Below are 13269 nucleotides of genomic sequence, written 5' to 3' on the forward strand. Positions count from 1 at the left end.
TATCCCCATGCCGGTGATTTTCTGCTCAAAACCCGGGCCTTTCTGGAACAAGATGAGGCCGCCAATGGCCTGATGCTGGGCATCTGTTTTCAGCTCAACCGTCACCCCGACTGGATTAAAACAAGGCCCTACTTTATCACCATTTCTACTGAAACCGAACTTGTGCTGGCCGCCGTGCAGACGCCGCCCTACAACCTGGTGATTTACGGCAGGCGCCACGATTGTGACCGCGCTTTTGCCCTGCTGGCACAAAACCTTTGGGCCGACCAGCAAATGCTTCCCGGCGTGTTGGGACCTGCTCCCATCGCCGAAACGTTTGCCCAAAGCTGGGCCAATATTGCCGGGACAAAATATCGGGCGGGCATGCGCCAGCGCATCTACGAGTTAAAAAGCGTTGTGCCGCCGCCATCCACCCCCGGCCACATGCGGCTGGCCCGCGCCGGCGACGCTAACCTGATCACGCAGTGGGCGCTCGCTTTTCAAACAGAAGCTCTCACTCCCGGCCATCCCACCCAAACCCGGGCCGCGATAGAACAACGGATTGGCGATCAAGAGATTTATCTTTGGCAAGATGCGCGGCCTGTTTCTATGGCGGCTAAAGCCCGCCCGGTTTCCAACGGCATTGCCGTGAGCTTGGTCTATACGCCCCCTGAGTTCAGGCGGCAAGGTTACGCCACGGCTTGTGTGGCGGCCTTGAGCCAACTGCTGTTAGACTCCGGCCGGCAGTACTGTTCTTTGTTTACCGATCTATCGAATCCAACATCAAACCACATTTACCGGAAAATAGGATATACCCCGGTTTGCGATTTTAATGAATATATTTTTGACGCGGCTGCAAACACATGAATCCCTTAAAAGCCTGGTCTCGTTTTGATTGGTTCAGCCTGATCCTTTTTGCCGCTTTGGTAACGCTTTTTCACTGGCGCATTCTCACCCCCAACATGGCCGACCGCCAATCCTTCCCTCCCGGCGACTTCAGCGCCCAGTTTTGGGCCTTTACCACGTTTGAAGCCCGCGAGCTGAGCGTAGGGCGGCTGCCCCTGTGGAATCCCTACACCTTTGCCGGCGCGCCCTTTTGGGCCGACGTGCAGGCGGCGGTTTTTTACCCGCCCAGCCTGCTCACGCTGCTGCTGTCCGCGCCGGCGGGCTTTTCCCTTTTTGCCCTGGAAATTGAAGCCATTGCCCATTTTTGGCTGGCCGCCGCCTTGATGTACCTTTTTGTTCGCCAAGTTACCCAGAGCCGTTCCGCCGCTCTCATGGCCGCCCTCATCTTTACTTTTAGCGGCTATCTCACCGGTTACCCCGGCCAGCAATTGGCCGTGCTGGAAGCGGATGTCTGGCTGCCGCTGATCCTCTTTTTTCTTTACCGGGGCAGCCGGCCGGGACCGGCCAAAGTGGCCCGCGCCTCCGCCGGTCAGCCGGAAACGCTTGACTTTGACTCCGCCTCCCGGCCCCGCCGTTCTCCCCGGCCCTGGCTTCTTTTGGCGGGCGCGGCCTGGGGCGTCACGCTGCTGGCCGGGCATCCGCAGAGCGCGCTTATTGTGGCCTACCTCAGTTCGGCGTATTTCTTTTTTCTCCGGCTCCCCATGCCCCCCGGGGTGCGGGTCACCCGGAGCGTTTTGCGTTTTGCCGTAATCCTCAGCCACTGGCTCATTTTTATCCTTACCGGCCTGGCCCTGGCCGCCGTCCAATTTATCCCCGCGGTTGAATACACCCGGCTGTCCGTCCGCGCCGAGGGCGTTTACGATAAAATGGCGGGCGGTTTTCCGCTTGCTGATCTGGTTCAACTGCTGCTGCCCGGCCAGGTGAGTGTTTACTCACCCCTGTACGTAGGCGTGGTTGGCCTGATTTTGGCCTGTTGGGGCGCTTTTGTTCAACCCAACCGGTCCAAAACCTTTTGGGCCGCGGCGGCCTTGGTGTCGCTGTTTATCTCGTTTGGCGGGAATACGTTTCTCTATAGCCCGCTCTACCTTTTTACGCCTGGTTTCTCCATCTTCCGGGGACAAGAACGGTGGGCTTTTGCCGTTGTTTTTAGTTTCTCTGTGTTGGCCGGTTACGGCTGGAAAACGTTGCAGGAGCAGATAGCAAATTACAAATTACAAATTACAGCTTACCCGGCACAAGTCTTGCCGTCCACAATACGTAATACGCAATACATTTTACGTTTTACGCAATACCTTCTCTTTTTTTCCCTGCTTCTTGTTTTTCTCTTCTTTTACGGCCTCAACAATACCGGCTGGACGCCCGCCAGCCCTTTTTATCACCTGCTTGGCGGAGCCACTTTGTTAACCCTGCTGCTGGCCCTGGCCTGGCTGTTGTGGAAATTTTCTCCCCGCCTGCCGCCCCTTGTTTTTACCGGCCTGGCCGCCGCGCTGATCTGTTTTGACCTGTTCACGGCCAACTGGCAAACCAATCTCTACCCCCAAGGGCCGCAGTGTCACACCCAAATGCCAAACGCCGTGGCCGCCATCAAACAAGACACCGCCGCATCCCCCAACCAACCCTATCGCGTTTATAATGAGTTTCGCTTGTACGACAACTACGGCGTGTCCTTTGAAATTGAAGACCTGTGGGGCGCCAGCCCGCTGCGGCCCCGCCGTTACGATGAATTTTTGGCCCCGCCCATGCCCATCGAGCGCGCCTGGGAACTGCTCAACGTCAAATACGTTATCACCTGGCGGCAAGAGTTGTTCGTCCCTTCCACCATCATTTACCAGGAACCGGCGGACGGCGGCGTCACCTACGTCCATCGTTTAAACAAGGTCGGCCCGCGCGCCTGGTTGGTGACCCAGGCCGAAATCCACGACGACGCCGCCATCCTGCAAAAAATTGCCGACCCTCGTTTTGACCGTTGGCGCACTGCGCTGCTGGAGCCGGAAGCGGCGCAATACGTCGGGCCAATCACCGGCTCAAACAATAAAGCCTGGCCGCAAAACCCGTCTTCCGTATCTGGCCTCACGTTTCATACCCCTCAATCACTTTCCGCAACCGTAACTTCCCCCGTCCCCGCTCTGCTGATCTTCAGCGAAATTCACTACCCCGGCTGGCAGGCCGAAATTGACGGCCAGCCGGCGCCCCTTCTCCGCGCCAACTACGCGCTCCGCGCCGTGCCGGTTCCCGCCGGCGAACACACCGTCCGGTTGACCTTCCGCCCGCCAACTTTCCTCGTTGGGGCTATTGTCAGCGCGATGGCCTTTTTTGTTATCATCATTCTTCTGGTAATCTATCGCCGTAAGGAATTAGCATGATGGCTGCCCAATCGCAATCTCGTGCTGAGCCTTGCCCTGAGCGCAGTCGAAGGGGCAGTCGAAGAATCATAAATCGCCAACCTGTCCTGAGCCGAAGTAAAGGGTCGCCAATCCTCTGGTTGGCCTTTACCGCCGTACTGCTCATCGCCTTTTTCTTTCGCTTCTATCGCCTGGCCGACCATCCCCTGGGCCTCTTTTGGGACCCGTCCGTCAACGGCCTGGATGCGGTTCGGTTGATGCAGCGCGGGGGGCATGCGGTTTTTATGCCCACCAACGGTGGACGCGAGGCCTTGGTGGTCTATCTGCTCATTCCCTTTATCTGGCTTTTTGACACAACGCCCTTTGCCGTTCGTGCTCTCACGGCCACTACCGGCCTGTTAACAATAGCCTTGCTTTTTGGCTTCCTCAAAGCGGTGAGTTGTTTGGATTTTGGGACTGGGTACAAGCGCTTGGCGGCCCAACTTGCCATCTCATCATCTTGGTCCAACGGCCTTTGCTTGGCTCCTCTGGCCGGCCTGATTTTGGCGACCTCTTACTGGCACATTGCCGTTAGCCGCTTGGGAGTCCGCGCGGTTTTGGTGGCGGTGTTTTCCGTACCGATGTTTTGGTTTTTTCTCAAGGGTTGGGCCGGCCAGCAAAAACGATGGTTCGTTCTCTCCGGCCTGCTCATGGGGTTGGCGGGTTATACCTATTTTGCCGCCCGGCTCCTGCCCCTGATTCTGGTTTTGAGCCTCATCCCGGAATTTTTTGACCGGCCTAAACAAAAGATAGGCAAATACGGCCCTGGCCTGCTTGTGTTTATCGGCAGCGCCCTGGCAATTTACCTGCCGATGGCCTGGTATTTGGTTACTCACCCGGCCCAATTTACGGCGCGGGCCTTTTCGGTGATAATCTGGAATTTTCTCGACACCCCTGCCGCCATCATCGCCGAGATGGGCCGCAATGCCTTACGCGCGCTGGGCTTTTTCTGCTGCGCCGGCAGCCCCAACCCTATTTTTGGCCTGCCCGGCTGGCCCGGTTTGCCCTTTGTGCTGACCCCTTTTCTCCTGTTGGGGCTGGCCTTTGCCCTAAAACAATGGCGGCACATTTTTTGCCGCTTGCTTGCGTTGTGGTGGCTGGTGGGGGTCGCGCCCTCCCTGGTCACCATTGAAGCGCCTCACCCGTTGCGCATGATTGTGGCCGTTGTGCCCACCGCCGTTCTGATTGCTTTTGGCCTCATCAATACTGCCAATTGGCTGCAAGCGCGTTTCACCTTTTCCACCTTACGCTGGCTGCCCCTCGCTCTCATTTTGACCACCCTGCCGGGCACCTTCCGGGCTTATTTCATTGATTGGACTCGGTTACAAACCACCCAGGGCATTTATGATTACGGCGCCATCGCCATCCGGGATGCGATTCTTGACCACGCCGGTGACGAGACCCCCCTTTACGTGCCCCTGGCCCGCCTGAACGATTCCCCCTTGCTCTTTTATCTCAGCGGCCCCTTTGCCCGGCGGGCGGCGCTTGAAACATCGCCGGCAGAGTCTGCCCTGGTTATTGCCCCGGAAAAAAACGCGCAAGACCCAACCTGGCTGCGTTTGCAAAACCACACGGCCACCGTGCTGCCTCCCCTCACGGGCGCAGGCCAGCGGCTCATCAAAACCGCCCTGGCCGATCCCGCCGCCACGCCCATCCAAACCGGCGCGGGCGAAATCGTGGCCCGCCTGGCGGCCCTACCCGCCGACCCGGCCCAATTTTTGGAACAACCCACCCACCGGCTGGAGGCCGTTTTTGGCCCGGTTCGTCTCACCGGCGGCAGCTACTCCCCCGTCATCGCGCCCCAGGCTGGCAACATCCCGTTCACCCTTTTCTGGCAGGCCCTGGCCCCCATCAACAACGAATACGACGTTATTTTGCACCTGGTAGACGACCAGCGCCGGGTGTGGGGCGACGGCAGCGGCCGGCCCATAGATTGGGTTTACCCCACCACTTTTTGGCGGCCCGGCCTCGACGAAATTGCGGCCCGGCACAACGTTATCCTCACGGAACAACTTGCCCCGGGGCGTTACTGGCTGGCCGTTTCTCTCTTTGACCCGGCCACAGGCCGGCGCTTGCCCCTCACCCACGCCCACGGAGATTCGCCTGATACCTTTTTTGCCGGCCCCCTGAAAGCGCCCCTGCCGCCCCCGGACGAAAATATCCCGCCCCTGGAACAAGAGGTGATTTTTGGCGATGTGGCAAAATTGTCTGGCTTTCAGGCAGATCAACTTGCCGTGACCGCCGGGGAGCCGGTCAAAATCGCCTTGTTATGGGAAGCAGTCACCCCGTCCGGTTTGGACTACACCGTTTTTGTGCATCTGCTTGATGCCAATCTCAATCTGGTGGCCGGTTACGATGCCCAGCCGCTCGACGGCCATTATCCCACTTCCATTTGGTCTGCTGGCGAGCGTATTCTTGATCCTCACGTTCTGCCCCTGCCGGCCTCGTTGCCGCCCGGCCAATATCACCTGGCGCTCGGCCTCTATCACCAACCCACCGGCGAGCGTTTGCCGCTCCATGTGGCCGGTGGCGGCGCGGATGCGGCCGGGCGGCTGTTTATACCCCAGCCGGTCATAGTCATCAAAAAATAGCGCCCCGGCGGGTGGCTCAAACTTGGCTTATCGGCCAGGTAATGTTATATTTTCCGGTAACCTTAAATGAGGTGGAAGGCTATGCAATATCGCCGGGCCACCGGCAACGATTGCCTCCTGCTGGCCCAACTCAACCACCAGCTGATCCGCGACGAAGGCCATCCTAACCCGATGAACGTGGCCGAACTGGAAAACCGGATGCGCGGCTGGCTGGCCGCCGCCTATGAGGGCGTCATTTTTTTGGAAAGTGAAAACGTTGTCGCCTATGCCCTCTACCGAGACGACGGCTCGCAAATTTACCTGCGCCAATTTTTTGTGGCGCGGTCGCAGCGCCGGCGGGGCGTGGGTCGCCGGGCCATGCAAATTTTATTCAACCAGGTTTGGCCCAAAAACAAAAGGCTGGTGGTGGAAGTGCTTTGCTCTAACAACCCGGGCCTCCAGTTTTGGAAATCCATGGGATTTAAGGAATATAGTCTGAGCCTGGAGATTCTACCCAAACAATAGTGGTATACTTAGCGTAATCAAAAAGTAACATTTTGTTTTGGACGTAAGTTATTTATAGTACGCATCTCGAAAAGTAATGGCGTCAAAATGTTAAATCTATCCCATAGAGCAAAGAGTGTAACTCTCCCTGCTGTTTTCCTATTATCGTTGTTAATCGCGTGTGCCTATACTGATAGGGAATACCCAATTATCACACCAATACCCAAAGACGGTGTGAGAATAGTAGAGAATTCGGGGCGGATTTGTTTTGAGTCAGATACGAACGCTATCTATCTGCCAAAGGGATGTTATTCCAGCAGTTGCACGCGGGTTGTTCAACAGTTTGGGGATGTTCGAGTAGATGAAGAAGCGTTTACAATTCATTTCAACACAAAGTTGGTTACAATAGACCCTCTGGAAAATTTTTGGATGAGGTCTCACCCATGTACAACTGATTGTATTGATGTAGGGGTCATGGAGTTTTATCTTGCCGCAATGGCGAGTGGGACGTATAGCATTTGGCTGGGGGAGAAAAAAATCGGTGAACTAAATGTGCCGTTGGAAATATCGCGGGATAATCCGCTTTGTTTTACAGATGTTACACCTGAGCCAACGGCTGTTTATCGGCCTTCAGCGACGGTGGCTCCAAATTTAACACTTGTGCCTCCAATTCAATTTATCTCGCCGGTGTCAACAGGAGTGCCGTAAACAATTAGCGAGAGAGTACCCGTAAATGATTGATAGCTTTTTTAGAGGATATATTTCATGACAGAAAACATCTTGGTTTGCACCGCCTGGCCTTACGCCAACGGCAATTTGCACATTGGCCACCTGGCCGGGGCCTACCTGCCCGCCGACATTTTTGCCCGTTACCATCGCCTCAAAGGCAACCGCGTATTAATGGTATCCGGCTCCGATTCGCACGGCACGCCCATCACCCTGCGGGCCGACGCCGAAGGCGTATCGCCCCGCGAGTTGTTTGAGCGGTTCCACCTGCGCTTTTTAGAAACCTTCCAACAGATCGGCGTCAGCTATGATCTTTTTACCCACACCGATACCCAAAACCATTACCGCGTGTCTCAAGATATTTTTACCGCCTGCCTGAACAACGGCTACCTGTACACCCAAACCGAGCAGCAATTTTATTCTGAAAGTGAAGGCCGTTTTCTGCCCGACCGTTACATCGAAGGCGCCTGCCCCCACTGCGGTTACGAAGGGGCGCGGGGCGACCAGTGCGACAACTGCAAAAAATTGCTTGATCCCACCGAGCTGATTGACCCCCGCAGCAAAACCGACGGCAGCACGCCCGTTTTGCGCGAAACCGAACATTTTTACTTAGACCTGGCCAAACTCAACCAGGCCATCCAAGATTACCTGGCCGATAAGGATTACTGGCGGCCCAACGTGATCAATTTTAGCCGCCAATACGTTAAAGAGGGCCTCAAAGGCCGCCCCATCACCCGCGACCTGGAGTGGGGAATCCCCATTCCCCTGGCCGGCTACGAGGGTAAGCGCATTTACGTTTGGTTTGAAGCCGTTATTGGTTACTTTAGCGCCAGCATCGAGTGGGCGCGCAACGCGGGCCGGCCGGAAGAATGGCAAGCGTGGTGGTACGACCCGCAGGCCAAAACCTACTACTTCATCGGCAAAGACAACATCCCCTTCCACGCCGTTATCTGGCCCGCCGAGTTAATGGCTACCGGACGCCGTCTCTACAACAACGACCCCCACCAACGCCTCAACCTGCCCTACGATGTGCCCTCCAATGAATACCTGAACATGGAAGGCCAAAAACTGAGCACCAGCCGCAACTGGGCCATTTGGGCCCCGGATTTGCTGGAACGTTTTGACCCCGACCCCATCCGTTTTTATTTGACCTTTATTGCCCCGGAGAGCCGCGACACCGACTTTACCTTTGAAGACTTTGTGCGCCGCAACAACGACGAATTGGTGGCTACCTGGGGCAACCTGGCCAACCGGGTATTGGGCTTTGCCTACAAACGCTACAACGGCCGGGTTCCGCCCGTTGGCCCGGCCGGCCTGGACGAACTGGACCGGCAGATTTTGGCCGAAGTGGAGGCCGGTTTTGAGTCCGTTGGTACGCTTCTGGCCGAAGTAAAATTAAAGGCCGCCCTGGACGAGAGTCTGCGCCTGGCCCGTTTGGCCAATGTATACCTGGACCGTAAAGCGCCCTGGAGCGTTTTTAAAGAAGACCCCATGGCCGCGGGCACTTCAATTTACGTGGCCCTGCGGGTGATTGACAATCTTAAAATACTGCTGGCTCCCGTTTTACCCCACACCGGCCAACTTTTGCACCAATACTTGGGCTATGAGAGCCAGCTCTTTGGCCGCCAATACACCCAATCCTTCACCGAACAGGAGCGAGAACACATGGCCCTTTGTTATGACAACAGCCAGGCCACGGGACAGTGGCAGCCCAGCCAACTGGCGCCGGGCCGGCCTCTGCGGCAGCCGGGGCCTTTGTTCAAAAAGCTGGAGCCGGAAGTGGCCGAAGCGGAACTGCAACGCTTGTTAAAAGCCTGATCCACCGGTCGGGCCGCTTAACCGAACTATGAAATACACCGCTATCAATTCTTACCCCAAAGCCCTGGCTTACATTTACGGCCACATCAATTTTGAACGTAAAATGATGCCCAAATACAGCTCCGACCTGTTGAACCTGGACCGGATGCAAACGTTGCTGGCTCGCCTGGACAATCCTCATCGCCGCTTTCCGTCTCTGTTGATTGCCGGAACCAAAGGCAAAGGTTCCACCGCGGCCATTGCCGAAAACATTTTGCGGGCCGCCGGTTACCGCACGGGCCTGTTCATCTCCCCGCACCTGCACAGCTTTCGAGAGCGGATTCGGGTGAGCGGAGAGATGGTCAGCGAAACCCACCTCACCAACCTGGTAAACCGGCTGCGGCCTCACTTTGAGGCCATCCCCAACCTGACCGTATTTGAGATGGTGACCGCCCTGGCCTTTGTTACCTTTGCCGAAACCAACGTTGACGTGGCCGTGCTGGAGGTGGGCCTGGGCGGGCGTCTGGACGCCACCAACGTTATTGACCCGCTGGCGGCCGTGATTACGTCTATCAGTTACGACCACGTGCAACTTCTGGGCGACACCCTGACCCTGATTGCCCGCGAAAAAGCAGGCATCATCCGGCCCGGGGCCATGGTGGTCAGCGCGCCGCAAGTGCCGGAAGCAATGACCATTATTGAGGAGGTGTGCGAGCAGCATGGGACCAACCTGACCGTGGTGGGCGATGCACCCGCCTGGCGCTGGCTGCCGGGCCGGGTTACGCTCAAGGGGCAGTCCTTTTATCTCAAAGACCAGGCTTATTGGCTGCCCCTCTTAGGCGCGCATCAGGTTACCAACGCGGTAACGGCCATGGCCGCGGTAACGGCCTTGAGCCAACGCGCCGGGCTGCGCGTAGACCAACTGGCCATGCGGCAAGGGTTGGGCGCGGTAGAATGGCCCGGTCGCCTGGAAATTCTGGGCCGCGACCCTTATGTGATCATTGACAGCGCCATGAACGGCGACTCCGCCGAAAACCTGCGCCGCGCCTTGACCGAATATTTACCCGGCCGGGAGGTGACCTTTATTATCGGCGCTACCGCCGACCACGAATACACCGCCCTGTTAAAAATCCTGTTGCCTCTGGCCCGGCAGGTTTTTATAACCCAGTCCCGCCATCCCCGCGCCGCCGCCCCGTCGGTATTGGCCGGCGTGGCCGCGTCGTTGGGTTACCAAACAACCATCGAGGCTCCCGTCGAAAGGGCTTTGGCAGCGGCCCTGGAAGCGGCCCACTCGCGCGACGTGGTGTGCGTGACCGGCTCGCTTTTCTGCGTGGCTCAAGCCCGCGAAGCCTGGCTCCGCCGCCACAACTTGCCGCTGCCCCCCATTGACCCGGTGGTGGGAGATTTGAAAAAGGGGTGGGAGCCGCAAAAAACGTAAGGAGGGGCAAACGTTATGTCCTCAAGCGCGCAAGATTTACTGGTCCGCGGTATTGCCGCCGCCAAAGCCAAAGATGTAGAGGAAGCTCGTTTTTATTTGGAATGGGTGTTGACCACCGACGCCAACCGCCAGCAGCAGATCAAAGCCTGGTGGTGGCTTTCGGAGATCAGCGACGAGCCGGCGGAAAAACGCGACCTCCTGGAAAACATCCTGGCCCACGAACCCGGCCACGCCGAGGCCCGCCGCAGCCTGGCTATTTTGGATGGGCGGCTTGACCCCGACGACGTCATTGCTCCCACCCACCTCGGCCTAGGTGACCCGGCTCAACCCAAAAAACTCAAAAAACTCCGGCGCATTCGCACCCGGCAGTTCACCTGCCCCCATTGCAACGGCCCGATGCGCTTCAGCCCCGACGGCCAAACCCTGCTCTGCCCTCATTGTGACCACGCCATGAGCTTGGCGGCGGCGCTCAAAAGTGACGATACCGTGGATGAGCAAGATTTTGTGGTAGCCCTGGCTACGGCCAAAGGCCACACCCGCGCCGAAACAACCCAGGTGTTTCAATGCCAGAGTTGCGGGGCCTCGTTTGTGATGGCCCCGGCGGTGCTGTCTATGAGCTGCCCCTATTGCGCCTCGGCCCACGTGCTGGAACACCCTGAAAATCGCCAATTGATCCCCCCTGAAGGGATCATTCCCTTTACCTTAACCCAGGAGCAGGCGCACAACGCCCTGCGCCGCTGGCTGCTGGCCCAAAATTTGCCCCATGAAGCGCAAACCGCCACCCCCTCCGGCCTGTATGCGCCCGTGTGGACCTTTGACGTGGGCGGCGAGATCCAATGGCGCGAAAGAGCCGTTGACACGCGCCACAGCCGGGTTAAAACCATCACCCAAACCGTTACCCGGCCGATCTTTTTTGACGACGTGCTGGTGCCGGCCTGCCATCGTTTTGCCAATATGACCGGGGAGTTCAAACACTACCGGCTTAACAAACTGGTGCCCTACGAATCCGGCTACCTGGCCGATTGGCCCGCCGAAACCTACCAAATCTCCACCGCCGACGCCTCCCTCCAGGCCCGCCGGCAGGCTTACGCCCTGGCCCAACAAGAAACCCGCGCCCTCGCCGAAACACCCTTTGGCGATACGGAAGCGCCCACTTTCACTTCAGCCGGAATTACCATTGAATCGTTCAAGCTGGTCCTGTTGCCGGTTTGGCTGGCCTATTATCACTATCAAAATAAACAGTACAACGTTTTCATCAACGGCCAAACAGGGCGCATCAAAGGGGCAACGCCGCGCAGCAAGATAAGGGGCTGGTGGGACAAATTCTGGGGAAATGAATGATCAATTAGGCAGGGGGGTTAAACCTAAAAGCTGCGATACGGTGACAAAGGTGTAACCCTTTTCCCGCAGTTGGCTGATGATGGCCGGCAGGGCCTCGGCGGTGTGGTAGCCCCGATCATTCATGTGCATAATGATAATGGAGCCAGGCTCAACCTGGGCCGTTACCTGCTGTACCAAAACTCTGGCCGATAGGTTGGGGTCAGGGTCGCCGCTGACCACATCGCCGCTGACCACGCGCAGCCCATGCCGGCCCACTACGGCCACGGCCTCATCCGTGTACGTGTCAAAAGGAAAACGAAACAGGGTGGCTTTTTGGCCGGTGTGTCGTGTCATGATTTGTTGGGCGCGTTGGATCTCTTGGCTCATTTCTGAGGGAGTGAGCCGGGTAAAATCGGGGTGGCTCCAGGAGTGATTGCCCAACTCTAACAATGGATTGGCCGCTAACATTTGGGTTTGGTGAGGATAGCGCTGCATCCACAGCCCGCCCAGAAAAAGAGTGGCCGGGGAGCCGGTTTCATTTAAGATAGTGATGATGGCCTCATTAAAACCCGCCGGTGGGCCGGGACTCTGGCAGGCGTCAAAAGTGAGGGCCACATAAGCCTGGGAGCGATTGCCGTGCGTGATGGCTACGGCCTGGGAAGTCGGCAAGGCGGCGGCAGGTGGGGCAGCGGCGCTCAAGGTGGCGAGAGACGAGACCGCAGCCGGTGCAACAGCCGTTGCCGGGATAGGCGTGCCCCGTTCCCTCTCGGTTGGCTTGGCCGCCGGAGAGGCGAGCGATGTTGGCGGTAGGTCTGCATGACAGCCGTTCAAGCCAAAGGTGATAAGGAAAATCAGGGCTGTTGTTTGGAAATAATTCATACCTTATGGTATGCCATAGGGCGCTAAAAAAACCAAATTTCACTTGCCCCCAAACTGAGTTTGGGGGCAAGTGAAAAAATGCCTTGTTACCCGGGGAAAAAAACTTGCGCAGGTCTATACTTGGGCCTTACCCACCGGCCCATCGTTGTCTTTGCCCCCAGACTTGTGGTATACTGGATAGCGTGAAGCGAGTGTGTTTATGGACCTACCCTCCTTAAACTCAATCATTCTGATCACTATCCTGGCTTCAAGCACCACCACGGCCCTGGCCGTGGGCAGTTATCTCTATTTGCGGACCCAGGTAGGGATGAAGCAGCAGCGGGCCAGGCTTGAACGCCATCTCCGGCGTTTACAGCGATTGACCTCGCAGTTGCTCAATGCCTGCGACTGCCTGCTGGAGGGTGACAGCCCGGAGCAAAGCGCCCTTTACCATCGCTTTAAAACGCATGGCGGCGAATATTACGGCGATATCTGCGCCGAGGTACGGAAAACCCTGCGCCGGGGCCAGGGGGCGTTGCAGGCTGCTTTTGCCCTGCGCCAAAAATTAATTGATCCGGCGGTGCAACAACATCGTTCTCTGGAACAACAAATCTGGGATTGGGAAATGCTCTATGCTGCGCTGGTGGGGCAAGGCGAGCGTATTCAAAATTTAACGGCAGAAGAGTTGCGTTCTCTATTTAGTCGAGGCATGGTCATAATTCCTATGCTGCTTTGAGGAAAGCTTTAAGGCCACTACGCAAGGGCAAGTCGTGCTGGAAACAGTATAACA

At 57.2% G+C, this 13269-nt stretch carries 10 protein-coding genes; 9 read left to right on the top strand and 1 reads right to left on the bottom strand.

The annotated features are described in order from the left end of the window. The first annotated feature begins 72 nt into the window (after window positions 1-72). From JW953_09805 to JW953_09840, 8 genes are all read left to right on the top strand, one after another. Window positions 73-846 carry a GNAT family N-acetyltransferase gene (locus JW953_09805; protein ID MBN1992985.1) on the top strand — a complete coding sequence of 258 codons (774 nt, stop codon included), beginning with the start codon at window positions 73-75 and terminating at the stop codon, window positions 844-846. After that, complete coding sequence (locus JW953_09810) at window positions 843-3248, top strand: YfhO family protein (protein MBN1992986.1); 2406 nt, start codon at window positions 843-845, stop codon at window positions 3246-3248. The genes JW953_09805 and JW953_09810 overlap by 4 nt, the downstream gene beginning before the upstream one ends. After that, window positions 3245-5857, top strand: a complete 2613-nt coding sequence (locus JW953_09815; GenBank protein MBN1992987.1) for a hypothetical protein — start codon at window positions 3245-3247, stop codon at window positions 5855-5857. The genes JW953_09810 and JW953_09815 overlap by 4 nt, the downstream gene beginning before the upstream one ends. Before the next feature lie 81 nt (window positions 5858-5938). Continuing rightward, window positions 5939-6361: a GNAT family N-acetyltransferase gene (locus JW953_09820; GenBank protein ID MBN1992988.1), complete on the top strand. Its 423-nt coding sequence runs from the start codon at window positions 5939-5941 to the stop codon at window positions 6359-6361. 87 nt (window positions 6362-6448) lie between these two features. Further along, window positions 6449-7048 carry a hypothetical protein gene (locus tag JW953_09825; protein MBN1992989.1) on the top strand — a complete coding sequence of 200 codons (600 nt, stop codon included), beginning with the start codon at window positions 6449-6451 and terminating at the stop codon, window positions 7046-7048. Window positions 7049-7105: 57 nt separating this feature from the next. Next, on the top strand, window positions 7106-8884 hold the full coding sequence (gene metG, locus JW953_09830) for a methionine--tRNA ligase (protein ID MBN1992990.1): 1779 nt from the start codon (window positions 7106-7108) through the stop codon (window positions 8882-8884). 28 nt (window positions 8885-8912) lie between these two features. Then, window positions 8913-10301 carry a bifunctional folylpolyglutamate synthase/dihydrofolate synthase gene (locus JW953_09835; protein ID MBN1992991.1) on the top strand — a complete coding sequence of 463 codons (1389 nt, stop codon included), beginning with the start codon at window positions 8913-8915 and terminating at the stop codon, window positions 10299-10301. Between the two features lie 15 nt (window positions 10302-10316). Next, on the top strand, window positions 10317-11642 hold the full coding sequence (locus tag JW953_09840) for a hypothetical protein (GenBank protein MBN1992992.1): 1326 nt from the start codon (window positions 10317-10319) through the stop codon (window positions 11640-11642). Here JW953_09840 and JW953_09845 read toward each other — a convergent pair whose 3' ends face one another. After that, window positions 11643-12500: a polysaccharide deacetylase family protein gene (locus JW953_09845; protein ID MBN1992993.1), complete on the bottom strand. Its 858-nt coding sequence runs from the start codon at window positions 12498-12500 to the stop codon at window positions 11643-11645. Window positions 12501-12699: 199 nt separating this feature from the next. Here JW953_09845 and JW953_09850 point away from each other — a divergent pair, with 199 nt between their 5' ends. Then, the gene (locus JW953_09850; protein ID MBN1992994.1) at window positions 12700-13215 is read left to right on the top strand and encodes a hypothetical protein; all 516 of its coding nucleotides are present in this window, start codon (window positions 12700-12702) and stop codon (window positions 13213-13215) included. Window positions 13216-13269 lie beyond the last annotated feature (54 nt).

The sequence above is a fragment of the Anaerolineae bacterium genome (assembly GCA_016931895.1).
In the GTDB taxonomy this organism is placed as follows: Bacteria; Chloroflexota; Anaerolineae; order 4572-78; family J111; genus JAFGNV01.

Bases quoted from the DNA above. Each gene is read 5' to 3' on its own strand.
- JW953_09810 (MBN1992986.1), top strand. From the start codon at position 843: ATGAATCCCTTAAAAGCCTGGTCTCGTTTTGATTGGTTCAGCCTGATC.
- JW953_09825 (MBN1992989.1), top strand. From the start codon at position 6,449: ATGTTAAATCTATCCCATAGAGCAAAGAGTGTAACTCTCCCTGCTGTT.
- JW953_09815 (MBN1992987.1), top strand. From the start codon at position 3,245: ATGATGGCTGCCCAATCGCAATCTCGTGCTGAGCCTTGCCCTGAGCGC.
- metG (MBN1992990.1), top strand. From the start codon at position 7,106: ATGACAGAAAACATCTTGGTTTGCACCGCCTGGCCTTACGCCAACGGC.
- JW953_09850 (MBN1992994.1), top strand. From the start codon at position 12,700: ATGGACCTACCCTCCTTAAACTCAATCATTCTGATCACTATCCTGGCT.
- JW953_09820 (MBN1992988.1), top strand. From the start codon at position 5,939: ATGCAATATCGCCGGGCCACCGGCAACGATTGCCTCCTGCTGGCCCAA.
- JW953_09840 (MBN1992992.1), top strand. From the start codon at position 10,317: ATGTCCTCAAGCGCGCAAGATTTACTGGTCCGCGGTATTGCCGCCGCC.
- JW953_09835 (MBN1992991.1), top strand. From the start codon at position 8,913: ATGAAATACACCGCTATCAATTCTTACCCCAAAGCCCTGGCTTACATT.
- JW953_09845 (MBN1992993.1), bottom strand. From the start codon at position 12,500: ATGAATTATTTCCAAACAACAGCCCTGATTTTCCTTATCACCTTTGGC.
- JW953_09805 (MBN1992985.1), top strand. From the start codon at position 73: ATGCTGGGCATCTGTTTTCAGCTCAACCGTCACCCCGACTGGATTAAA.